Origin of the sequence: Rhizobium sp. N324 (genome assembly GCF_001664485.1) — a bacterium.
Classification (GTDB): domain Bacteria; phylum Pseudomonadota; class Alphaproteobacteria; order Rhizobiales; family Rhizobiaceae; genus Rhizobium.
In genome coordinates, this window is the sequence record NZ_CP013630.1 from 3,908,784 (window position 1) to 3,932,084 (window position 23,301).

Annotated in this window: 25 protein-coding genes; 16 read left to right on the top strand and 9 right to left on the bottom strand. The window is 61.2% G+C overall.

The genetic code is table 11. The annotated features are described in order from the left end of the window. Positions 1–97: 97 nt before the first annotated feature. From AMK05_RS18910 to AMK05_RS18930, 5 genes are read right to left on the bottom strand one after another with little or no spacing between them, the layout of a single operon-like run. Positions 98–1,807, bottom strand: coding sequence for a methyl-accepting chemotaxis protein (locus AMK05_RS18910; protein ID WP_064840650.1), 1,710 nt, complete (start codon positions 1,805–1,807; stop codon positions 98–100). Positions 1,808–1,839: 32 nt separating this feature from the next. Then, entirely contained in the window at positions 1,840–2,352 is a 513-nt protein-coding gene (locus AMK05_RS18915) for a chemotaxis protein CheW (RefSeq protein ID WP_064840651.1), read from the bottom strand. Continuing rightward, positions 2,349–4,394 (bottom strand): chemotaxis protein CheA, encoded by a 2,046-nt coding sequence (locus AMK05_RS18920; protein ID WP_064840652.1) that lies wholly within the window; start codon positions 4,392–4,394, stop codon positions 2,349–2,351. The genes AMK05_RS18915 and AMK05_RS18920 overlap by 4 nt, the downstream gene beginning before the upstream one ends. Beyond that, entirely contained in the window at positions 4,391–4,759 is a 369-nt protein-coding gene (locus tag AMK05_RS18925; protein WP_064840653.1) for a response regulator, read from the bottom strand. Before AMK05_RS18925 ends, AMK05_RS18920 begins: the two co-directional genes overlap by 4 nt. Before the next feature lie 4 nt (positions 4,760–4,763). Beyond that, the gene (locus tag AMK05_RS18930; RefSeq protein WP_064840654.1) at positions 4,764–5,087 is read right to left on the bottom strand and encodes an STAS domain-containing protein; all 324 of its coding nucleotides are present in this window, start codon (positions 5,085–5,087) and stop codon (positions 4,764–4,766) included. A gap of 344 nt (positions 5,088–5,431) precedes the next feature. Between AMK05_RS18930 and AMK05_RS18935 the strand changes: the two genes are divergently transcribed. Then, complete coding sequence (locus tag AMK05_RS18935; RefSeq protein ID WP_171899834.1) at positions 5,432–7,180, top strand: chemotaxis protein; 1,749 nt, start codon at positions 5,432–5,434, stop codon at positions 7,178–7,180. Between the two features lie 32 nt (positions 7,181–7,212). Here AMK05_RS18935 and AMK05_RS18940 read toward each other — a convergent pair whose 3' ends face one another. Next, positions 7,213–8,295, bottom strand: a complete 1,083-nt coding sequence (locus AMK05_RS18940; RefSeq protein WP_064840656.1) for a tetratricopeptide repeat protein — start codon at positions 8,293–8,295, stop codon at positions 7,213–7,215. A gap of 10 nt (positions 8,296–8,305) precedes the next feature. Beyond that, a complete protein-coding gene (locus AMK05_RS18945) occupies positions 8,306–8,959 on the bottom strand; it encodes a thiamine phosphate synthase (RefSeq protein ID WP_064840657.1) in 654 nt (217 codons plus the stop codon). Between the two features lie 107 nt (positions 8,960–9,066). On the opposite strand from AMK05_RS18945, the gene AMK05_RS18950 reads away from it, so the two are divergent. Both AMK05_RS18950 and AMK05_RS18955 read left to right on the top strand, forming a co-directional pair. Beyond that, entirely contained in the window at positions 9,067–9,831 is a 765-nt protein-coding gene (locus tag AMK05_RS18950; protein WP_064840658.1) for a sulfite exporter TauE/SafE family protein, read from the top strand. A gap of 128 nt (positions 9,832–9,959) precedes the next feature. Further along, positions 9,960–10,220: an ArsR/SmtB family transcription factor gene (locus tag AMK05_RS18955; RefSeq protein WP_003542830.1), complete on the top strand. Its 261-nt coding sequence runs from the start codon at positions 9,960–9,962 to the stop codon at positions 10,218–10,220. Positions 10,221–10,270: 50 nt separating this feature from the next. On the opposite strand, the gene AMK05_RS18960 is transcribed toward AMK05_RS18955, so the two are convergent. Next, on the bottom strand, positions 10,271–10,738 hold the full coding sequence (locus tag AMK05_RS18960; RefSeq protein ID WP_049734850.1) for an Lrp/AsnC family transcriptional regulator: 468 nt from the start codon (positions 10,736–10,738) through the stop codon (positions 10,271–10,273). A 229-nt stretch (positions 10,739–10,967) separates the two neighbouring features. Between AMK05_RS18960 and AMK05_RS18965 the strand changes: the two genes are divergently transcribed. From AMK05_RS18965 to AMK05_RS19010, 10 genes are all read left to right on the top strand, one after another. Next, positions 10,968–12,032, top strand: coding sequence for a homoserine dehydrogenase (locus AMK05_RS18965; protein WP_064840659.1), 1,065 nt, complete (start codon positions 10,968–10,970; stop codon positions 12,030–12,032). Beyond that, positions 12,029–13,438, top strand: a complete 1,410-nt coding sequence (locus tag AMK05_RS18970; RefSeq protein ID WP_064840660.1) for an aldehyde dehydrogenase family protein — start codon at positions 12,029–12,031, stop codon at positions 13,436–13,438. Before AMK05_RS18965 ends, AMK05_RS18970 begins: the two co-directional genes overlap by 4 nt. Positions 13,439–13,569: 131 nt before the next feature. After that, on the top strand, positions 13,570–14,349 hold the full coding sequence (locus AMK05_RS18975) for an ABC transporter ATP-binding protein (RefSeq protein ID WP_064840661.1): 780 nt from the start codon (positions 13,570–13,572) through the stop codon (positions 14,347–14,349). A gap of 37 nt (positions 14,350–14,386) precedes the next feature. Continuing rightward, complete coding sequence (locus tag AMK05_RS18980) at positions 14,387–15,157, top strand: transporter substrate-binding domain-containing protein (RefSeq protein ID WP_064840662.1); 771 nt, start codon at positions 14,387–14,389, stop codon at positions 15,155–15,157. Between the two features lie 119 nt (positions 15,158–15,276). Continuing rightward, positions 15,277–15,999: an ABC transporter permease gene (locus tag AMK05_RS18985; RefSeq protein WP_064840663.1), complete on the top strand. Its 723-nt coding sequence runs from the start codon at positions 15,277–15,279 to the stop codon at positions 15,997–15,999. An 11-nt stretch (positions 16,000–16,010) separates the two neighbouring features. Then, positions 16,011–16,700 (top strand): ABC transporter permease, encoded by a 690-nt coding sequence (locus tag AMK05_RS18990; RefSeq protein ID WP_064840664.1) that lies wholly within the window; start codon positions 16,011–16,013, stop codon positions 16,698–16,700. A gap of 203 nt (positions 16,701–16,903) precedes the next feature. Further along, positions 16,904–18,175, top strand: coding sequence for a trans-sulfuration enzyme family protein (locus AMK05_RS18995; protein ID WP_064840665.1), 1,272 nt, complete (start codon positions 16,904–16,906; stop codon positions 18,173–18,175). A gap of 26 nt (positions 18,176–18,201) precedes the next feature. After that, positions 18,202–19,611, top strand: coding sequence for an aspartate ammonia-lyase (locus tag AMK05_RS19000; RefSeq protein ID WP_064840666.1), 1,410 nt, complete (start codon positions 18,202–18,204; stop codon positions 19,609–19,611). A gap of 12 nt (positions 19,612–19,623) precedes the next feature. Then, a complete protein-coding gene (locus AMK05_RS19005) occupies positions 19,624–20,418 on the top strand; it encodes a phosphotransferase (protein WP_064840667.1) in 795 nt (264 codons plus the stop codon). Next, complete coding sequence (locus AMK05_RS19010; RefSeq protein ID WP_064840668.1) at positions 20,415–20,855, top strand: Lrp/AsnC family transcriptional regulator; 441 nt, start codon at positions 20,415–20,417, stop codon at positions 20,853–20,855. The genes AMK05_RS19005 and AMK05_RS19010 overlap by 4 nt, the downstream gene beginning before the upstream one ends. Positions 20,856–21,100: 245 nt before the next feature. Here AMK05_RS19010 and AMK05_RS19015 read toward each other — a convergent pair whose 3' ends face one another. Beyond that, positions 21,101–21,274: a YdcH family protein gene (locus AMK05_RS19015; RefSeq protein WP_003566443.1), complete on the bottom strand. Its 174-nt coding sequence runs from the start codon at positions 21,272–21,274 to the stop codon at positions 21,101–21,103. A 228-nt stretch (positions 21,275–21,502) separates the two neighbouring features. On the opposite strand from AMK05_RS19015, the gene AMK05_RS19020 reads away from it, so the two are divergent. From AMK05_RS19020 to AMK05_RS19030, 3 genes are read left to right on the top strand one after another with little or no spacing between them, the layout of a single operon-like run. Next, on the top strand, positions 21,503–21,706 hold the full coding sequence (locus AMK05_RS19020; RefSeq protein WP_003566445.1) for a YdcH family protein: 204 nt from the start codon (positions 21,503–21,505) through the stop codon (positions 21,704–21,706). 13 nt (positions 21,707–21,719) lie between these two features. After that, the gene (purE, locus tag AMK05_RS19025) at positions 21,720–22,214 is read left to right on the top strand and encodes a 5-(carboxyamino)imidazole ribonucleotide mutase (RefSeq protein WP_037078966.1); all 495 of its coding nucleotides are present in this window, start codon (positions 21,720–21,722) and stop codon (positions 22,212–22,214) included. Beyond that, positions 22,211–23,287, top strand: coding sequence for a 5-(carboxyamino)imidazole ribonucleotide synthase (locus tag AMK05_RS19030; RefSeq protein ID WP_064840669.1), 1,077 nt, complete (start codon positions 22,211–22,213; stop codon positions 23,285–23,287). The genes purE and AMK05_RS19030 overlap by 4 nt, the downstream gene beginning before the upstream one ends. Positions 23,288–23,301 lie beyond the last annotated feature (14 nt).

Consider the following 23,301-nt stretch of genomic DNA (forward strand, 5'->3'; position numbering starts at 1 on the left):
GCCAACGCCTACACGCGTTGGGGGTACCTCGGATCGCCGGAGCAACCCGAGGGATCACATGGGCGAAGGCGCTTACGCGCTTTCCCCCGGGGAGCGCTTACGCGCTCTCCCTGAAGTCGTCGTCGCCGGCGTCCGGACCGCCCATCGACATGTCGAGAGCAAAGCCCTTGAGACGCTGCTGCTGGGCCGAAATCGTCTGGCCGCGGCCCTGGCCGTAGGCCTGCGGGGCGGGTTTGCGGACGGCGGCCGAGGGATGCAGGCCCTTGGCCGGAGTTTTCGGCTGTGCCTTGCTGACGCCGGGCCGCGCGCTGCCTGCCATATCGACCCTGAAGAAGGCGATCGACGCCTGCAGTTCTTCGGCCTGCGAGGCGAGTTCTTCCGAGGTCGCGGACATCTGCTCGGAGGCACCGGCATTCTGTTGCGTCACCTTGTCGAGCTGCTGGATCGCTTCGTTAATCTGCGAGGCCCCTATATCCTGCTCGCGGCAGGCCGCGCTGATCTCGGAAACCAGCTCAGCCGTCTTGCGGATATCCGGCACCAGGCGGCCGAGCATGTCGCCGGCATCGGCTGCGGCCTTAACGGTATCGCCCGACATGGCGCTGATTTCGGCGGCCGCCGACTGGCTGCGTTCGGCAAGCTTGCGCACCTCCGAAGCGACCACCGCAAACCCCTTGCCATGCTCGCCGGCACGGGCGGCTTCCACAGCAGCGTTGAGGGCGAGAAGGTCGGTCTGGCGGGCGATCTCCTGAACGATGCCGATTTTCTGGGCGATCGTGCGCATGGCGTCGACGGCGCGCGTCACCGCTTCGCCGCTCATCTCGGCATCCTTGGCCGACTGGCGGGCAATCTTTTCGGTCTGCGCCGCGTTGTCGGCGTTCTGCTTGATGTTGGCGGCCATCTCTTCCATTGAGGCGGAAGCCTCTTCGGCCGAAGCCGCCTGTTCGCTGGCGCCTTGCGATACCTGCTCGGAGCTTGCCGAAAGCTCCTGGCTGCCGGACGAGACGTTGTCGGCAGCCGACAACGCATCGGCGACGACGCCGCGCAGCCGCTCGATCATGATGTTGACGTTGCCGAGAAGCTCGCCGATTTCATCGCGGCTGGTGATATCGGCCATCTTCGTCAGATCGCCTTCCGACACTTCGCGAACCACGATATTGGCTCGGCTAAGGCCCTTGCTGATCGTGCTGGCGATCCAGAAGGCGGTAATCGCCGCAACCAGCAGGGCAATGGCGGCCACTGCCATCATCATCGTGCGTGTGGTCGCATACTGCGCGTCGGCGCTTTCGTCCGCAGCCTTCATGCGCTGCTTTTCGAGAGCCAGGATTTCGCCGAGCGTCGCGTCGATATCGTTGGCAGCGGCCCGGGCTGATGTGACGGAGACGGTATTTGCGCCTTCGGCGTTCCCGGCCTTCACAAAGTCGCGGATCTGGTCGTCGGCTGCATTGAAGGCCTTGGAAAGTTCCGCGATGCGCGCCCAGCGAACCTTGCCTTCTTCAGTTGCCAGCGTCAGCACGTGGCCAAAGGCATCGGCGAAGTCTTTGCGGGCCTGATTGCCCTTGGCGATTGCACCGGCCGTCTCCTCGGGGGTGCGGGCAGTCAGCAGGTTCTTCTGCTGACGGATGGCCTCGAGCTGGGCAATGTTGATTTGCTGCGCGAGGTCGAGACGGGCTGCCGGACCGGCAAGCAGATTGCCGATCGTGTCGTTCAGCGATCCAAGGCTGACGATGCCGTAGGCAGCGGTACCCATCAGCATGAGGATGATGAAGGTGAACGCGGTCACCAGTTTTGTCTTGATTGTCAATCGCATCGGTTTAACCCCCAACCTGAACTCAGCCGACGTCAGCTGGCGGCCCCCGCCGCGTCGTGCTTCGATGAAAAAATCGCCTGAAGATTGGGGAGAATGATGAACTCTCCGCCCCTCTTCACCAGGCAGTTGATATAGTCGGCGCGCCAGCGCATGCCGATGCTCGGCGGCGCCTCGCTCGCCGACTTTGCCAGTGTCGTCACCTCGTTCACCTTGTCGGTTCTGAGGCCGACGAGCGTCTGCTCGCCCTGCAGATCGATCTCGATGACGATGATGCGGCTGTCGATCGTCGCCTCTGCCGCCTCCATCCCGAAAGCGAGACGCAGATCGGCGAGCGGAATGACCTTGCCGCGAAAGTTGATGACGCTGGCGACGAAAGGCTGGCTGCCCGGCACGGCGGTCTCCGGAAGCAGGTCCAGGATTTCCTGGACGATGACCGCTTCCAGCGCGAAAGTTTCGCCGTTGAGATCGAAAGTCAGGACCTCGACTTCCTCGGCATAGCTCCAGTGATTGTCAAATCGTGCGGCCGTTGCTGCTGTTGCGCTCATCCTGTTACCCGCAATTGCGCCTCCTGGTGCTGACCCGCGGCAACCAGGTGCCCGACGTCGAGAATGAGGGCGACGCTGCCGTCGCCGAGAATGGTCGCGCCGGAAAAGGTCGCGACGTTATTGTGCAGTTTCGACATCGACTTGATGACCGTCTGGTGGTCGCCGATGATCTGGTCGACGACGAGGCCGACACGCTCGGTACCTGTGGAGATCACGACGACCTTCTGATGGACGTCGGGCTTGGTGCCGGTGCGGAAGAGATCGCGCAGGCGCAGAAACGGCACCAGGCTGTCGCGCAGCGAGATGAAGCTGCGGCCGCGCGAGCGGAGATCTTCCTCGAGCGACAGTTCGAGGCATTCCTCGACCGCCGAGAGCGGAATGACGTAGCGGCCGGAACCGACACGCACCAGCAGGCCGTCGATGATGGCAAGCGTCAGCGGAATGCGCAGCGACACTTCCGAACCCTGTCCCGGCACGCTGACGACATCGATCGCGCCGCGAAGCGCTTCGACCGTTTTCTTGACCACGTCCATGCCAACGCCGCGCCCTGACAGATTGGTGATCGCCGCAGCCGTCGAGAAGCCAGGAGCGAAGATCAGCTGCAGCAGCTCGGAATCGGAAAGAGGCTGGCCGGGATGAATAAGGCCGGAGGATTCCGCCTTGGCGCGAACCCGTTCGCGATTGATGCCGCGACCGTCGTCCTTGATCGAGATAATCACCTCGCCGCCTGCCTGGCGGGCCGAAAGGATCACCGTGCCGGCTTCCGTCTTGCCGGCGGCAAGGCGGTCGGCAGGCATCTCGAGACCATGATCGATCGAATTGCGCACCAGATGCACCAGCGGATCGGCCAGCCGTTCGATGACTGTTTTATCGACCTCGGTGGTCTCGCCCTCCATCACCAGCTCGATCACCTTGCCGGTCTCGCGAGCGAGATCGTGAACGAGGCGGCGGAAGCGGGAAAAGAGGGTAGCGACCGGCACCATGCGCAGCACCATCATCGTGTCGCGCAATTCGCCGGAGAGACGTTCGATTTCCTCCGAGACGGAGCGCAACGCAATATCGGCGCTGGCGCTGGCGAGCTGGCTGAGACGCGATTGGGCGATGACGAGCTCGCCGACCCGGTCCATCAGCTCGTCGAGACGCTCGGCCGGAACGCGGACATTCTCGGCCGACTTCGCCTGGCTCGCGGCGGCGGGCGCCTCGCGCCGGACCGGGACTGCCTCGACCGGGCGAAACTCCGGAACGGCAGTTGGCGGAACGGCCATCGATACGGGGGCGGCCGGTGCGGCTGCGACCTTCTCCACGGTCGGAGCCGCGGTTGCCGCGCCGTCGATCTCTTCGACGCTGAGCTCCATATCGTCGAGCACGAAGATGAAGACGTCGTCGATCGCCGAGCGATCCTGCTCGCTGGTCAGCATCACCTCCCAGGAAATGTGGAGTTCCGTCGGCGTGAGTTCACCGAGCGGCGGGATGGCCGCAGTGTTGGCGCGCACGGTGCATTCGCCGAGATCGCGCAGCTCGTCCAGCAGGCCGAGCGGGTTGGTGCCGTTAGCCATCGAATTGGCCGGCAGGCTTAAGCGGATGCGCCAGCTGTTTTTCTTCTTCGCCGAGACCTCCCGTACGATCGCGGGTGCGACAACGGCAGCCGGTGCGGCAACAGGCGCCGCCTTGCCGCCGACGGCAGCCTGCAGCTGTGCCAGAAGCTTGCTGCCGGTATCGCCGTGATTGGCGTCCGGCTGGTCGACCAGGGCGCGCATATGATCCCGGGCGGCAAGAACGGCGGCGACGAGTTCGCTGGTCGCCGCGACCTCGCCCTTGCGGACGCGGTCGAAGGCGGTTTCACAATGATGGGTAAAGGCGGCGAGCGCCTCGAAGCCGAACATCGCGCCGGAGCCCTTGAGCGTGTGGAGCCCGCGGAACACGGCGTCGACGAGATCCTTGTTGTCGAGTTGGTGAGTGAGGTCGAGAAGACCGGCCTCGATCGCTTCAAGGCATTCGGCGGCCTCCATGCGGAACACGGCAACGGGATCGAGCGTACTCATCGTCCGAGAACCTTCTTCACGATCTTCACCAGATTTTCCGGATCGAACGGCTTGGTCAGCCAACCCGTAGCACCCGCGGCCTTGGCGCGCGCCTTGAGATCGGCGTCCGATTCCGTCGTCAGGAAGATGATCGGAACGCCGGCCTGCCCAGGCAGTTTCCGCAGTTCCTCGATCATCGTCAGCCCGTCCATGACCGGCATGTTGAGATCGGTCACGATCAGATCGAAACTGCTGCTCTTGGCCGTCGCCAGGCCCTCGGCCCCATCGGCGGCCTCGGTGACGCTATAACCGGCATTGGTGAGTGTGACCTTGGTGGTCAGGCGGATGCTGGCAGAATCGTCAACGGTCAGGATGTTTGCACTCATAACTTTATACCTCTTTATGCAACCAGAACTTGGAATCTTCTCGATCGAAGGAGTCGACGAAACCCGCGCGCTCAAGTACCTTCAGGACCGAGCCGCTGGCAGGCGTAGAAAGTTTGAATGTCTTCCCCTCAGCTTTTGCTTGGCGGCGCGAGGACTCGATGAGTTGAACGAAACTCAGATCCGCTTCCGCACTTTCGGGAATGCTAATTGTGATTGTATCTTTGGCGCGAATTGCGTCAGTAAACTTTGAATATAGTTCGGATACCGTGCGAATACTCAGCGCTTTCGGCAAATTTATAGATTCGTAATATTGCTTAGGAGTATCCAATGCAGCCCCCTCGGCCGGAGAAATACTTGACGACCTTTAAAGGACTCTCACGGCAGCGTTAATGCGGGGTAAACAGCGGTTGTATGAAACTGTCGTATAACGAGTCCTGGGACTCCCAATTTCTCATCCGGAATAAGTTGTATCTTTTTCTCAAAAATTAGAAACAAATAAAATAAAAGCAATAGGTTAAGCAATATTAACCAGATGCTAGATTTGGGCCGGCGCCCCATTCACATCTTTCGTTAATCACAACGCTGACGAGTCTTGCGCGTTTACCGGACGTTTCCATCCTGCCCGTAGAAATAGTGTCAAATAAGCCTATGTTTTAAGAAAAGGTACAAATGTTGGCACACGCTCTGGTATCGCCGATCGCTGCAGCCTACACGTCCGGACGGGACATCGGCCGGACCCTGGAATCGGCGCGCAGCCGGGTCGAGGAACGTTTTCTTGAAGGCGGCACCGTGCTGCTCTCGGTGATGGATGTTCTCAACCGGCTGTTGAATTCTCTCGAGAGTGTCACCGCGGCGCTCGACAATGGGGAATCGAGCGATACCGGCGCCGATCTCCGTGCCACGGTTCAGAGCCTGACGGCGCTGCCGGTCACCGAAGAAAATCGCCAGCAGGCACTCCTCTCGCTGGCGCAGACCGGCAGGGACCTACGCAAACACGTCTCCGACATGCAGGAGACGATGCGTTATCTCAGAACTTTCGCCGTGACCGTGAAGATCACCGGCGCCGGCATTGCCGAATTCGCCGGCTTCGCACAGGAGATCCTGGAGCGAATCTATTCCGGCACCGATGAGGTCAACCGTTTCGCCACGCATCTCGACAGTCTCGATAAGGAGGTCAAACTCGCCGCCTCCTTCGGCGCCAGTGTCTCCAAGGGTTACGCCGATACCGTTCCGGCCGTCGCCGCCGCCCTGCGCGACGATGCCGCCAAGATTGCCGAACACCGCAAGCATCTCGGCGTCATCGCCCGTGAGGTCGGCGCAATCGCACGCGGCGTCCAGAGCAAGGTCGCCTCGACGCTCTCGGCCCTGCAGATCGGCGACATCACCCGCCAGCGCATCGAGCATGTGCAGGCGACCCTTTCGCTGCTTGAGGATTTCTTTGCCGGCGAAGAGAGCGCCAAGCTCGATGCCGGCGCGCGCAAGCGTCTCCAGAACGTCGTTCACCATCTGACGGCAGCGCAGATGAGCGACATGTGTGCCAATTTCCAGCGAGAATCGGAAAACGTCGTCACGACGATTGCCAGTTTCGACCACGACATGCGGGAGATCCTCAAGCTGCGTGACCAGATGAGCGGCGCGAGCGGCGAATCCGGCGGCAATTTCATGCGCGCGCTGGAATCCAGCGTTTCGGCCGCCCACGAAATCGTCCAGCAGGTCGACACGGCAAGCCGGCAGGCCGACCAGGTGAGCCAGTCGACGATCGGCACGGCCGCCAAGCTTTCCGAAGCGATCGCCAATATCCGTGCTGTCAAGACCGACATCCACTATATGGCTTTGAACACGAACCTGCGCTGCAGCCGTCTCGGCGAGGAAGGCAGGTCGATCAACGTCGTCACGGCCGAGCTGCGCATTTTCGCCGGCAAGCTCGACGAATCCGCCGATGCTATCGTCACCGGCCTGCCGGTGCTCGAAGCCGCTGCCGGACGCATCGCCCCCGCCGCCGATGCCGGGGCCGGCGGCCTGGGAGAGAGTCTGACGTCAGCCGTCGGCAACATCCACTCCGCAGCCGACGTCATGGAAAACGAGCTGAAGGTGCTGGCCGAGAACGGTCGCGAGGTCGCCGCCAAGATCGGCCTGCTGATCGGCAAGCTCGATTTCCAGCGCGATCTCGGCGAAGTCTTTGCCCGCTGCGCGGATGTGCTTGATGAGGCGGCCGGCACCGAGGTCGCCGATATCTCCGATCTCACCGAGGTGATAGCGCCGCTCGACCGCAAGATCTTCAAGCACTATACGATGGTTCAGGAGCGCAGCATTCATCGCGACATCATCCCGGCGAGCGAGGACAGCGCTCCTGCCCCTGCGGCCGCCGAACCCGCCAAAGTCGAAAGCGACGAGGATCTTTTCGCCGACGCGCTGTTTTAGAGCCGCTCCGCGGGGACGCGCGGCGCTATAATTTATCGCCGCCGGAACTTGTTGGCGGCCTCGATCGCCGCTTTCTGCTGATCGTCCTCGATGCCGAGATAGAAATCCTCGAGCGACGGGTCGGCGAGGCCGGCCCGGCGCGAGAGGACGTACCATTTCGCCGCCTCGACCGGATCGGGCGCCGTGCCGATGGCGTTGATATAAAGATGGGCGAGCTTGTTCTGTGCCGCGACGTTGCCGCCATTGGCGGCAAGTTTCAGCCATTCGAAGCCTTTGACATAATCCTTCGGCCCGCCGACGCCGTTGACGAGCCAGATGCCGAGATCGAGCTGGGCCGTGTCGAAACCGGCGCGCGCCGCGCGTACCATCCACTCGCGGGCAAGCTGCTTCTTTTCCTCGGGCAGGTCCTTCAGCGTCGCGTAGAGCTGCGCCACGGCGTATTGCGAATCGGCAATGCCTTGCTCGGCCGATTTCTCGTAGAATGGCAGCGCGAGCTTCAGTCCCTTCTCGCCGGGATTATCGGCGATGAGTAGCTGCGCCCAGTTGAATTCCGCCGAAGGATTGCCGGCCTCGGCGGCCTTGCGCATGTATTCGTCGGCCTTGACCTTGTCGCGCGGCACGCCCTCGCCTTCCATCAGGATCAGGGCATATTTGAACATTGCCGCCGCATCGCCGCCTTCGGCCGCCTTGCCGTACCAGAAGGCGGCATTCTTCACGTCCTTCTTGACGCCAAGCCCCTGCGAGAGGATTTCGCCAATCAGCGTCTGCGCCGCTGCATCGCCGAGCTGGGCGCGCGGCAGCGCCTTGTCCATCGCCGTCAGGTAATAACCGCGCTGGAAGGCGCCGTAGGCCTCGTCGACAGGTCCCTTGTAGTCCTTCTCCGGCGGCAGGTCCGGCAGCTTCGCACCCATGCGGTCGAACACGCCGACACCATCGGAGGGCCGCACATCGGGGCTGGAGGGCCGGTCGGTGCGGAAGGTCGAAGCCGGCGCCGAACCCGGCTGGCTGATGACGCTGTCGCTGGCCTGCGCCAAGACGACACCCGGCATGGCCGCAACGAGGGCGGCCATGCTGGCAAGGGCAAATTTCAACAGGCGGGCGGTCGGGATCGGCATGAGCGGGATTTCAATCCTCAAACCGTGGCGCTTTTTCGTCAAGCAAGGCGTTGACTTCAGCGACGATAGACGGCGCGCGGCTGGGCTCGCCGAACACCGCCAGCCGCAACGCCACGAATTCCGCTCCGGCCTCGGCGACGGCGAGCGCCGAGGCCGGATCGGTGCCGCCCATGACGATGCAGGGAATCTCGATCATCGACGCCCACCATTCGCCGAGCGCCAGGTTCTTCGGATGCGCCTCCGGCTTGATATCGCCGTCGAGCTTGCCGAAGAAGATATAGTCGGGCCTGACTTCGCCGATCTCGAGCGCATTGTGCCGGTCGGCTGCGTTGCCGCCGCCGACGATCAGCTTCGGCGCATGTTTTTCGATCGCTTCGGAAAGTGCCTCGGCATTGCCGGAAAGGTGCAGGCCATCGGCCTTTGACCGCCCCGCCACGCGGCTGTCGCCCGCAATCAGCGCGGCCGCCCCGGCATCCTGGATCAGCGGCACCAGCTTTTCGGCGTGTTTCTGGAAGACCCCGTCGTCGAGCCCGTATTGCGGCACGATCACCGAGGCGACATCGCCGCCCTTCAGCGCATCGGCAACGATCCTTGCCTGTTCATCGGCATCGGCAATATCGGGTGCGATGAGCACAAGGCGGCAGCGGTTTTCAGGTTCGGTCATCAGGTCTTTCCGTTTCCTGCGATTTCCCCGTTGAGATCAGGGATCCGCACTCGTTTTGTGTGAGTAGTTCCGTTAGACGAGGCTTGCAAGAGGAGGACGTCGAAAGCATGCCGCAGGATTTGTCATTCTACTACGCCGCCGTGCCCGCCGTTCTGCTGGTGGGCCTGGCAAAGGGCGGTATGGGCGACGCTTTGTCGCTGATCGGCCTGCCCTTTCTCGCCCTTGTCGTCTCGCCGGTCGAGGCGGCAGCGATCCTGTTGCCGATCCTGGTCTTCATGGACATGATCTCGCTCGTCATCTGGCGCAAGCACGGCGACTGGGAGACACTGAAGATCATGCTGCCGGGTGCCGTCTTCGGCATCGGCCTCGGCTGGGCGACCTCGGCACTCGTACCGGGCAACATACTGCGCATCGTCATCGGCGCGGTGACCATCCTGTTCTGCCTGCGCTATTTCTGGAACAATTACGGCCCTGGCGCCGGCAAGATCGTCCCGCCGCGCGGCCAGCGGCCGGTGGCCGCCGGCCTTTGGGGCACGTTTTCCGGTTACGGCAGCTTCGTCGCCCATGCCGGCGGCGCACCCTTCCAGATCTACGCGCTGCCGCTCAAGCTGCAACCGCGCGAATATACCGGCACCAGCGTGCGCTTCTTCGCAATCCTCAACGCCATCAAGCTGATCCCCTATTTCGCGCTCGGACAGCTCGACACCCAGAATCTCGCGACCTCCGCGACGCTCCTGCCCTTCGCCCCGCTCGCCACCCTTGCCGGCGCCTGGTGCGTGCGCCGCATGAAGCCGGCGATCTTCTACCCCTTCATGTACGCAATGGCCCTGATCGCCGCCTTTCTCATCATGCGAGAGGGTCTTGGCTGGTAAAGCCCGCCCTGCAGCAATCCTAAGTTTAACAGCGTCCTTAGGGCATCTGGACAGACGCGCAGCGCTGTACCACGCTGCAATGCACAATTTCCTTGCTGGAACGGCCGGTTTGACGTAGCTTTCCCGTCATGTCGAACACGGACCCCTTCTCTGCGATTGCCGATCCGAACCGGCGGTTTCTGCTGGAGGAATTGCGTCGTGCGCCGCGGACCGTCAACGAGCTCGCCGAGGGTCTGCCAATCAGCCGCCCCGCCGTGTCGCAGCACCTGAAAGCGCTGCTCGACAGCAACCTCGTCTCGGTGACCTCGGAAGGCACGAAACGCATCTACACGGTCAACAACCGCGGTTTCGACAAGCTCAATCTATGGCTGGATCAGTTCTGGGCTTGAAGCAGGCTTCCGGATGTCGCGGGACCGGAACGATGGAATAGAACCGGGTCCTAATCCGCGATGGGAACAAACATCCCGACTTTGATATCTTTCAACACGACATTCGTGTGAATGCTTTTGATCTGAGGATTCTCGGACATCAGATTGGCCGTGATTTCATCATATTGTCCGACATCGCGCGCAGTGATGATCGCGACTAGGTCGACTGAACCGGTCACATAGTAGACCTGCTGAATATGCGCCTGCTTCGCCAGCCAGACCCGGAACTTGGAAAGAGCGTCATAATTCTCCCGCTCGATTTCCATCCCCGCGATGAACATCATTGGGGTTCCGGCCGCCTTGCGATCGACCAGGGCAATCTCGGCCGTGATGATTCCAGAATCGCGCATCCGTTTCAGACGCCGCTGCACGGCAGAAGCGGAGAGGCCGACGAGGTCGCCGATGATCTCAGCCTTCATCTGACAATCGATCTGGATAATGTCCAGGATTTTGCGGTCCAGCTGGTCAATCGGTTCCATGATCATCGCCGTCAGTGGTCTTTGCGCATATTATGGCGAATCTGCGCGGTGAAACTGCATATTTCCGTCCATTTACAGTTATCGCCTTCATCGAGCATGATTCATCGCGGGAAATCTGCACGTCGTGACCGACCTTGGCAAAGTGGCCATCAATTTGGTCGTTCCGCAAGCTTTCCCCTAACCTTCTGCACCGTCATCCTTTGCTCGTCGCCCATGATGAGGAACCGAGATGGTACAATACAATATCGCGCTTATCGGATTTGGCGGGGTCAACCGCGCCCTCGCTGAACTCCTGGCCAAGCAGAACGACCGCTGGCGAACCGAGCTCGGTTTTCAGCTCAACATCGTCGCGGTCACCGACCTCAATCTCGGCTCCGTCGTGTCAGCAAACGGCATCGACGCACGTATGCTCATCGAAACTAGATTTGAGAAGGGCGGGTTCGCGAACCTTTCCGGCGGATCAGCGGAAGCGGATAACGAGCAGGTCATCAGGCACGCGCCCGCCGACATTGTCGCGGAAGCGACCTTCACCAACCCCGGCGATGGCGAACCGGCCGTTTCCCATTGCCGCTGGGCGCTTGAAAGCGGCAAGCACGTAATCACCACCAACAAGGGCCCGGTCGCCCTTGCCGCCGCCGATCTTAAGGCGCTCGCCCGGCGCAACCATGTTTCCTTCGAATACGAAGGCACGGTGATGAGCGGTACCCCCGTCATCCGCATGGCAAAAGCCACGCTTGCCGGTTCTGGGCTCAACGGTTTCGAAGGCATTCTGAACGGCACCTCGAATTTCGTTTTGGGGCGCATGGAAAGCGGCCTCGGCTTCTCGGAAGCAGTCGGTGAGGCGCAGGCACTTGGTTATGCCGAGGCGGATCCGACGGCTGATGTCGAGGGCTATGACGTGCGGCTCAAGGTGGTCATTCTCGCCAACGAACTGCTTGGCGCCACGCTGACGCCGGGTGACGTTTCCTGCCGCGGTATCTCGTCACTGACTGTCGCCGACATCCAGTCGGCGGCCAAGGACCGGTGCCACTGGAAGTTGATCGGCTCGGCAATCCGTGGCGAAGACGGCCGGATCGAGGCCTCCGTGGCACCACGGCGCCTAGCTCTCGACCATCCGCTCGCAGGGGTGGGTGGTGCCATCAATGCAGTTTCCTTCAAGACTGACTTGCTTGGGGCCGTGACCGTCACGGGCCCCGGAGCTGGACGGGTCGAGACGGCCTATGCGCTTCTCTCCGACATTGTCGCCATCCACCGCGCCGCTCCGGCCCGCATGAACAAGGAAGCTGCAGAATGACTGCTGCAAACCGCCAGATCGCCTCGGCCGCCCCAGAGATCGCCGTCTTAAGTCCCTATGATGGTTCCCTCGTCGATATCGTTTCGGCCAGCGGCCCGAACGACATCGACGCACTCCTTGCCCGCACCAGGCATGGCGCCGCCCTGTCGCGCGCATTACCCCGGCATCGTCGGGCGGCGATTCTGGAGAAGGCGGCACGGCTTGTCGAAGAACAGTGCGAAGCGTTTGCCCGGACCATCGTCAGCGAGGCGGGCAAGACAATCGTCCAAGCGCGCAAGGAGACCTTACGCTGTATCAACACGCTGAAGCTGTCCGCAGAAGAGGCCAGGCGTAACGCCGGGGAGATCGTGCCGTTCGACGCCTATGCGGGCTCTGAGGCCCGTCAGGGCTGGTTCACACGCGAACCGCTTGGCGTGATCGCCGCCATCACACCCTACAACGATCCTCTGAACCTCGTCGCGCATAAGCTCGGCCCGGCGATTGCCGGCGGCAATTCGGTCCTGCTGAAGCCTTCGGAGTTAACGCCGCTTTCGGCTCTGAAGCTCGTCGAGACACTGGTTGCGGCGGGTCTTCCGGAAACGGTCGTCACCGTCGCCATCGGCGGCGCGGATCTCGGACACGCCATCGTTTCTGCTCGGGATATTCGAATGGTGTCGTTTACCGGCGGATTTACGACCGGCGAGGCCATTGCCCGGTCTGCCGGGCTGAAGAAGCTTGCCATGGATCTCGGCGGCAACGCGCCTGTTATCGTCATGGCGGATTGCGATATCGACAAGGCAGTGGCGGGGTGCATTTCGGGTGCCTATTGGGCCGCCGGTCAAAACTGCATCGGCGTGCAGCGCATTCTTGTCCAGGCCGACTGCTGCGAGCGCTTCCGTCAGGCATTCGTGGCCGGCACCGCCAGGCTTAGCGCCGGCGATCCGGGTCGAGAGGAGACGGATGTTGGCCCGATGATCTCGCCGGCCGCGGCCGAACGGGCGCAAACCGCCGTCGAACAGGCAATCGGAGCCGGAGCCCGGCTTTTGTGCGGACACCAGCGCGACGGCGCGCTCTACAGCCCGACGGTGCTTGAAGGCGTTCCTCGCCAAAGCAGACTCTGGCGGGAAGAGATATTCGCGCCGGTGGTCATGCTTGAGCGCTTCGAGACGCTTGCCGACGCGATTTGCATGGCGAACGAGCCGGATTACAGCCTGCATGCCGGGATATTCACCGACAACCTCGCCGATGCGCTGGAGGCTGCGGCCGGCATCGAAGCCGGCGGGGTCATGATCAACGATTCCTCGGACTATCGTTTTGACGCCATGCCCTTCGGCGGCTTCAAGCACGGGAGCATGGGGCGGGAGGGCGTACGCTTTGCCTATGAGGATATGACGCAGCCGAAAGTAGTCTGCATCAATCGCGCATGAGCCGGAAAACTGCGGTGTTCCCAAATATACGCGGAGGAACGCCTCAAGAACAGCAAACTGCGCGGCCGAACCCCATCAAACGGGGTTAAACTCCTTGACCATAAACCACGCAAAAGTGGGGAACAAAGTGGATGACGAATGATATTTCCTGCGCTTTGCGGGTCGACGACGTGCACAAAAGCTACGGCGCTCATCAGGTGCTGAAAGGGATTTCCCTTACCGCGAGAAAGGGGGACGTCATATCGCTGATCGGCTCCTCCGGCTCCGGGAAAAGCACCTTCCTGCGTTGCATCAACTTTTTGGAGATTCCCGATCGAGGGCGCTTCGTCGTCAATGGCGAGGAGGTGGTCTTGAAGACAGGATCGGATGGCCGCGCCCACCCTGCCAATTGGCGGCAGGTAGAGCGCATTCGCAGCGGCCTCGGCATGGTATTCCAAAGCTTCAACCTCTGGGCCCACATGACCGTCTTGGAGAATGTCGTCGAAGCGCCGATCCATGTGCTGGGCCTGGGCCGCAAGGAGGCGACGGAAAAGGCGGAGGCGCTGCTGCAGAAGGTCGGCCTTTATGAGAAGCGCAACGTCTATCCGGCCTTCATGTCGGGCGGCCAGCAGCAGCGCGCCTCGATTGCGCGGGCGCTTTGCGTCGACCCCTCCGTGATGTTGTTCGACGAGCCGACCTCGGCGCTTGATCCCGAGTTGGTGGGGGAAGTGCTTAAAGTCATTCGTGATCTCGCCGACGAGGGCAGGACGATGCTGCTGGTCACGCACGAGATGAAGTTCGCGCGCGACGTTTCCAGCCATGTGATGTTTCTCCATCAGGGGCGCGTTGAGGAAGAGGGCCGGCCGGAGCAGATCTTCGGCGCCCCCAGCAGCGTCCGATGTCGCGAATTCACAAGCTCTTCACGTCACTGAGCACCGTTATTCGCCAATCAAAAGAAAGAGAACTGACATGAAAACTGCAATCTGCCTCATTGCCGGAGCCACTCTTCTCGCCTCTGCCGCCGGTGCGAACGCCGAAGTGCGCTTTGGCATCATGAATGAAGCCTACCCACCGTTCTTTACGAAGGACGCGAGCGGGAATTGGGTCGGCTGGGAAATCGACCTGATGAATGCCGTCTGCTCCGAAATGAAGGAAACCTGCTCGGTCGTCGACATGTCGTGGGATGGCCTGATTCCCGGCCTCCAATCGAAGAAATTCGACGTTATCTGGTCTTCCATGTCGATCACCGATGAGCGCAAGAAGACGGTCGCCTTCACCGACAAGTACTACAACACGCCGAGCAAGCTGATCGGCGCGCAGGATGGCAAGACCGGCACCACGGCCGAGGATATCGCCGGCAAGACGATCGGCATCCAGGTTTCCACGATCCAAGCGGATTACTACAAGAAATACTATGCGAGCGCTTCCTCGGAAAAAACCTATGCGACGCTCGACGAGGCGTTTCAGGACCTGGCCGTCGGCCGCATCGACTATGTCTTCGGTGATTCCATCCCGCTGATGAGCTTTCTCCAGACGGATTTTGGCAAGGGCTGTTGCGAGGATAAGGGCAACGTCAAGGATGACCCGCAGGTTTTGGGACAGGGTATCGGTGGCGGCTTGCGCAAGGAGGACACCGAGCTTCTGGCAAGGCTGAACACCGCCATCGCCGCCGTACGGGCCAGCGGAAAATACGCTGAAATCTCCAAAAAATATTTCGACTTCGACCTCTACGGCGAATGAACGAAGTGCACGGGGGCGCGGCGAAGCGCGTCTCCCGGCATCCATTCCAACAATACCTTCTGAAAGAGAAAAGCGTTCGAGCCGCAAGGGTCTCGCTCGAACGCCGAGGAGCTGTTTTCATGGCGACAAGCTCATCCATTGTGGAACTGCTTTCCCCATATCCGCCCGGCTGGGGTGGGGTGCTGCTTTCGGGCGCGGCCTCAACCATCCTGATTTCGCTCGGTGCGTACGTGTTCGGCATACTGATCGGGCTGGCGGGTGCGACAGGTAAACTCAAGGGCAGCCGCGCCGTCGTCACCCTGCTGGATTTTTACACGACGGCAGTGCGCGCCATTCCGGAGCTGATCCTGATCATCGGCCTCTATTACGCCGGGACGGACGGCATCAACAGGGTGTTGTCCACGCTCGGTCTTCCATCGATCGAGATCAACGGCTTCCTTGCCGCGGTCGCCGTACTGGGCATCGTCCAAGGCGCCTATATGATCGAGGTGTTGCGCGGCTCGATCCTCGCCATTCCCATTGGCCAGATAGAGGCCGCCAGCGCCTTCGGGATGCGGCCCTGGTTGCGCTTCCGGCGGATCGTGCTGCCGGCGCTGATGCCGAACGCCCTGCCCGGCATGGCCAATTTGTGGATGTCGGTCACCAAGGACAGCGCGCTGATCGCTGTCGTCGGATACCAGGAGTTGGCGTTGGCAACACGGCTCGCCGCCGGCAATACCAAGCATTACTTCCTGTTTTTCCTGGCCGCAGCCGTGCTCTACCTGGTGATCACCCTCGTCTCCAATATCGTCTTCGGAGGTCTTGAAACCCATTTCCGGCGTGGACAGCCGAAATCAGCCTGAGGAGATAGACAGTGGATTTCTCATGGGTTTCCAGCTATTGGCCGCTTCTCGTTGCGGGCGCGACACAGACCATCTTGCTGCTTGTCATCTCGGTCGCTCTCGGGTTCGTCCTGGCGATTGGTCTTGCGCTCGCGCAGATCGGCGGACCCTATTGGCTGCGATGGTGCGCCAAAAGTTACTGCACCTGCCTGCGCGGCACACCCCTGCTCATCCAATTGTGGTTGCTCTACTACGGTGTCGGATCCTTGCTGCCGATGATCCCGGGTCTGCGCGCAAGCTTCGTTTGGCCGATCGTGCGCGAGGGCTTCTTCTTCGCTGCGGTCAGCTTCACGCTCAACTACGCGGCCTACGAGGCCGAAGTATTACGCGGCGCGCTGCTTGCGGTGCCGAAAGGCGAACTGGAAGCCGGTCGCGCCTTTGGCATGACCCGCTGGACGCTTCTGCGACGCATATGGTTGCCGCGGGCGACCCGCATCGCCCTGCCGACGATCACCGGCGAGGTGGTGCTGCAACTGAAGGCAACGCCGCTCGCCTTCACTGTCACAGTAATGGATCTTTATGCCGTCGCCTACAAGATCAGGCAGGACACGCTGCTCGTCTACGAGCCTCTGATTGTCGTCACCATCTTCTATGTCTGCCTCACCATCGTCATCACGCGCGCCTTTCGCATTGTCGAAAGACAGCTGCCGGCGAGGCGCTGACGCTCTCGTTTGAAATTTACCGGAGAATCCAATGTTCAAAGAAATCGACCGGGCCATGCGCCACGCCGGCCTTCCGGCCTGATCGGCTCAACTGCCGCGCACACTGCTTCTCCGCGCCGCGTCAAGCAGCGCTCGCGAGATTGCACGGCTGAAAAACGACCACCTCCCTCAAATTCCAGGGAGTGAAATTGCAGGAGAATGTGATGACCGCAACAAAACTCTCAGATCTGCCCGCGCGCGGCATCGACCAGCGGAAGGCGGCGCCTGCCGCAAACGCGGGGCCCAGTCGAGAAACCCTGGCGCTAAACGGCGGGCTCGTCATCGACCCGGCGACGAAGGCGATCGCCCCGAACATTTCCATGTCCGTCAACAATGTGTTTATACCTGGCGACGGCCCATTTTCCGCCGACGGCGTCGACGACCTGACGGCGCTGCCCTTTCTCTATGCGCGCTGGACCAACCCCACCGTGCGCCAGCTGGAACAGCGATTAGCCGCGCTCGAAGGGGCCGACGATGCGATGGCCACGGCGACGGGCGTCGCGGCGATCGGAGCCACGTTCTTCACCTTCCTCAAGAAGGGCGATCATCTGATCCTGAGCGATGTTTGCTATGCCGGCGCCAATGAGCTCGCCCGGCGCATATTGCCGGACTACGGTATTGAGGTGACGCCGGTCAATATGTCCCGCCCTGAAGACGTGGCGGCCGCCTTCCGGCCCAACACGCGGCTCGTCCATTGCGAAAGTCCGTGCAATCCGATCCTGCGTCTGACCGACCTTGCTGCCATTGCCGAGCTTGCGCGAAAACACGGGGTTTTGATGTCGGTCGATTCGACGCTTGCCACCCCCGTGGCCACGCAGCCGCTCTTGCTTGGCGTGGATCTCGTCATCCATTCGCTCACGAAATTCATCAACGGCCATGGCGACGCATTGGGTGGAGTTGTCTGCGGGCGGAAGGAACTGGTTGAGAAAATCCGCTCGCGCGCCGGCGTCTATCTCGGTGCGTCGATGCCGGCCATGAACGCCTGGCTGATCATGCGCGGCATCGATACACTGTTTCCCCGCATGCGCATGATCTCGGAGTCGGCCGCGAAGATCGCGGTCTTCCTTCAGGGCCATTCCGCTGTGGAGACGGTGACTTATCCCGGACTTGCTTCCCATCCCCAGCATGATCTGGCGAAGCGCCAGATGGATATGTTCGGAGGCATCGTGACCTTCCGGGTGAAGAATCCCGGCCAGATGGCGCGACAACTCGCCGAACGCCTCAAAGTCGCCCATTATACCTTCTCGCTCGGTCATCAGCGCTCGATCGTCGTCTTGCTCGACACGCAGGAAATGATGAAATCCACTTACCAGCTGACCGGCGAGCAGCTCGAGGATTACCGCCGTTTTGCCGGCGACGGCGTGTTCCGCCTGTCGGTCGGGCTGGAAGCGACCGACGATCTGATCGGCGATCTTCATCAGGCTATTTCCAACTGAGCGGAGAGAAGGAAGGAGCGGGGGCCATGTCGATAACGCGCATCGAGACAGATCTTTTGGGAAGTCGGGAATTACCGGCCAACGCTCTGATTGGCATTCATACGCTTCGGGCAGTCGATAATTTCGATATTTCCGGCATTAAACTGCAGGATTTTCCCGGGTTTCTTCAATCTTTCGCGATGGTCAAGAAAGCTGCGGCCGCCACCAATCTGGAGCTGCGGTTGCTCGACCCCGCGATCGCGTCCGCGATTGATCGGGCTTGCGACAGGCTGATCGCCGGTGAAATCCTAACGCCGCACTTTCCGATCGATATGATGCAAGGTGGGGCGGGCACCTCGACCAACATGAACGTCAACGAGGTCATCGCCAATCTGGCGCTTCAGGAGATCGGCCGGCCGGCTGGCAGCTACGACGCAGTCAATCCAAACGATCACGTAAACCTTTGCCAATCGACCAACGACGTCTATCCCACAGCAATCCGGCTGACTGTGTTGCGGGAAGGGGAGAAACTCTGTTCGGCGCTATCTGCTCTGGTGGTCGCCTTCCGGCGCAAAGGGGAAGCCTTCGGCGATATTGTTAAGGTCGGGAGAACGCAGCTTCAGGACGCCGTACCAATGTTCCTTGGTCAGGAGTTCGAAGCCTTTGCCGAGACGCTGGAAGAAGACATCACGCAATTTCTCGCCGCAGCCGAGTTGATGCGAGAGGTCAATCTCGGCGGGACGGCAATCGGCACCGGCGTAAACGCACCTGTGGGCTTCTCGGCGGCGGCCTGTGCACACCTATCCACGATCTCCGGCATCGCCGTTCGCCCGGCGCGAAATCTCGTCGAGGCCACGTCCGATACCGGCGCCTTTGTTTCGGTATCGAGCATGCTCAAGCGCCTGGCGGTGAAACTCTCCAAGATCTGCAACGGTCTCCGTCTCCTGTCGAGTGGTCCGCGCGCCGGCTTTGGCGAGATTCGTCTTCCGGCCATGCAGGCGGGCTCGTCGATCATGCCGGGCAAGGTCAACCCGGTGATCCCCGAATTGGTGAACCAGATCGGCTTCCAGGTCATTGGCAACGACCTGACGGTCACACTCGCTGCCAGCGCCGGGCAACTCCAGCTGAACGCCATGGAGCCGGTCATCGTGCTCAACATCCTACAATCCATGCGGCTGTTGGTGAAAGGAATGGATGCGCTTCGCACACGGTGCATCGACGGCATCGAGGCGGATTCACAGCGTTGCCGGGCGCTTCATGACGGCGCTCTAATTCTTGCCGCAGCCCTCAATCCCTTCGTTGGATATGCTCGGGCGGCCGCGCTTGCCCGCACCGCCCTTGCCGAAGGAATTCCGCTGCGAGAGGCGGTCGAGCGCGACAGTGGTCTGCCGCCAGCCCAGATCGAGACGATCTTCGGCATGAAGAACATCGGGGCCGACGGGTCGGTGCAACACTGAAGGAAAGCAAAAATGGCTGTTTTCACAGATCTGTCGGAGGCAGACTGCGGGAGGATCGCGACGGCCTATCGTCTGGGAAGTCTTACATCGGTGATCGGCATTGCCGATGGTGACGCCGAAACCACTTACCTTTTCCGCTCCGCGCGCGGTGAGTTCATTGTCACCTTATTCGAAAGCGAGGCCGACCCCTTCGACCTCGAGGGGGCCTTCCGAACGATGGAAACGCTGTCTGGCGCCGGCATTCCCTGTCCGGCAACCTTTCGCACCGACGCCGGTGCGGCGACGATTACCGTGTCGGACAAGCTTGTCGCCGTTGTCGGTTTTGTGCCAGGCTCTCGACTGAGCGAAGTCACTCCGGGCAAATGCCATGCGCTTGGGAGCTGTGTCGCACGAATCCACGAGACACTGAGGCGTTCAACAACACGAGCCTCGCTCGGGCTGCCGAAAGGTCCTGTGCACGGTGCGCTCAATCGCGACAACGTCTTCTTCCTCGACGAGATGGTGAGCGGCGTCATCAATTTCCGCTTGCGCCATGATGATGTTCTGATCGCCGAACTCGCGGAGGTCATAGTGCATTGGGCTGTGGCAGCAGACGGCACTCTCGAGAGGACGCTCGTCAGCGCATTGCTCGCTGGCTACGACGACATCAGGTCCCTCAGCGAAGCGGAGTGGCGGGCCGTGCCGGCTTTCGTCATGGCAGCGGCCGCCACCATGTTTGCGCAGAACGACAGACTTGCCGATCTCGAAGCCGCCACACAGCGGGTCTTCCTCTCCGCCAAGGACTGCATTCAGGATATCCGGCCATGAAGCGCATCCTCGACCGATCCGACGAGCGCATTCTAACCGAGCTAACCCGCAACGGCCGGATTCCCCACGCCGAACTGGCCGAAAAAGTCCACCTGTCGCGCAACGCCGTTCGCCAACGCATCGAGCGATTGGAACGCGACGGCCTGATTCAGGGCTATACGATTGTCGTAGGCGACGGAAAGCCGCGGGCAGCCATCACAGCAATGATCTTCGTGTATCGTCACGACCGTATGCGCGGCGGCGACGTCATCCAGACGCTCAAAGGGATACCGGAGGTCGTCTCCTGCGACGTCATGAGCGGTGAGTTCGACCTGGTCGTGCGGGTTGAGGCAAGCGCGGCAGACCGCATCCGCGAAATCTGGCAAGAGGTTTCGGCGATGCAAGGGGTGCGTGACACGCTGACGGCATTTGCCCTGTCTTCGATGATCAAGCGTTGACCGAAAGGGACGGCAGGTCAACGACATAAGCACACAGCGCCGCTCGTCTTTTCAGACGCGCAAAGTACGCGATGCGACTTATAGAAATGGTATGCGCCGCAGCTCGTAAAAGCCCAGCCGCGATGCCGCTGGCATCGGGCTGGCGCAATTCTGGTGTAAAATCACCGGGTCTTGCTGATTTCAGGCGGAATGGATGGATTTACCTTTTCTTTCGCAAGATGATCGACCGGCGACCCTTGGGAAGATCAGTGGACGGATGACTTGAGACGCATAATCTCGTCCTTGATGCGCAGCTTGCGGCGCTTGCATTCGGCAATTTCCGTATCGGAGATAGAGGGAGCTGTTCTGAGCGCGTGCAGCTCCTCTTCGAGAGCGACATGCTTTTTCTGGAGTGATTCAAGATGAGCTTGAACTGTCATTTGACCCTTCCTTCCTCTTACCCTCCCCGGCCAACATCGTCGGGGATCAAGGTGTCAACGCGGCGGACTGTGACATATTTTTGAAGGCTTGTCGAAGGCCAAAAGATGAAGACTGGATGGCAATTTCATGATCAAGACTAACTAGCCGTTACCCGTATTTGGTGATAGGAGCTTGCGGAAATCATCGGCAGATCGGACAAGGTCCGAGGACGACAACGGGGAATGCATATGGCCGATCAGGAACAGGCGGAAATCAGGCTCACAGTTGCGCGGCTGCGCCAGGAGCACGAGGATTTCGACGCCGCGATCAACGCCATGATCCAGATCGGATGCGACGCTCTGCGGATCCAGCGCATGAAGAAGAAGAAGCTCGTCATCAAGGACAGGCTTTCGAAGCTGGAAGATCAGATCATCCCTGACATCATCGCCTGAGGGGATAACAATGATGACAGACAGACCGTCCGTCGCCATCATCATGGGCAGCCAGTCCGACTGGGAGACCATGAAGAACGCCGCCGACACGCTGGAGGCGCTTGAGATCCCTTATGACGCGCGCATCATTTCGGCGCATCGCACACCCGACCGGCTGGTCAATTTTGCCAAGGGCGCGCGGGCGGAGGGCTTCAAAGTCATCATCGCTGGTGCCGGCGGCGCCGCCCACCTGCCGGGAATGGCCGCATCGATGACGCCGCTGCCGGTTTTCGGCGTACCGGTCCAATCCAAAACCATGTCAGGCCAGGACAGCCTTCTTTCCATCGTGCAGATGCCGGCGGGCATTCCGGTGGGAACACTTGCCATCGGCAAGGCCGGTGCGGTCAATGCCGCCCTGCTCGCCGCCGCCGTGCTTGCCCTTTCCGACGAAGAAATCGCCGACCGGCTCGACGAATGGCGCGAGCGCCAGAGTGCCGCCGTCGCCGAATACCCGATGGACGACCTATGACGGCAAGAACGATCGGCATCATCGGCGGCGGCCAGCTCGGCCGCATGCTGGCCATTGCCGCCGCCAGGCTGAATTTTCGCACGGTCATTCTCGAGCCGCAGGCGGACTGCCCGGCCGCCCAGCTCGCCAACCGGCAGATTATCGCCGCCTATGACGATCCGGCGGCACTGGCCGAACTTGCGGATCTCTGCGATGTCGTCACCTACGAATTCGAAAACGTGCCGGTCGCAGCCGCCGAGATGCTCTCCGCAAGCGTATCGGTCTATCCGCCGCCAAAGGCGCTGGAAGCCGCTCAGGACCGCCTCGTCGAAAAGCGTTTTCTCAATGGCTGCGGCATAACGACCGCCCGCTTCCACGCGGTCGACAGCCAGACCGATCTCGAAGCCGCGCTTGAGGATTTCGGCGGCCAGGGTGTGCTGAAGACCCGCCGTCTCGGTTATGACGGCAAAGGCCAGAAGGTTTTCCGCTCGGTGGCCGACAGCGTTGATTGCGCCTATGCCGCGCTCGGCGCCGTGCCGCTGATCCTCGAAAGTTTCGTCGCTTTCGAGCGTGAGATCTCGATCATCGCCGCCCGCGCCACCGACGGTACGGTCGTCTGCTTCGATCCCGCCGAAAATGTCCATCGCAACGGCATCCTCCACACCTCGACGGTTCCGGCTGCGATCTCGCCTGCGACGGCGGACGCCGCGCGCCGATCGGCCGAAAAGATCCTCACAGCATTGAATTATGTCGGCGTTATCGGCATCGAATTCTTTGTGCTTGCCGATGGCAGCCTGATTGCCAATGAGATGGCGCCGCGCGTCCACAATTCCGGCCACTGGACCGAGGCCGCCTGCGTGGTCAGCCAGTTCGAGCAACATATCCGTGCCGTCGCCGGCCTGCCGCTCGGCAATGCCGATCGCCATTCCGACTGCGTCCTGCAGAACCTGATCGGCGACGATATCCTGGCCGTTCCCGGCTGGCTGAAGCGCTCCGATACGATGGTCCATCTCTACGGCAAGACCGAATGGCGTCCCGGCCGCAAGATGGGCCATGTCACCACCTTGACGCCGAAATCACCGGTTTCGGCCTGAGAAAACACCTTTGC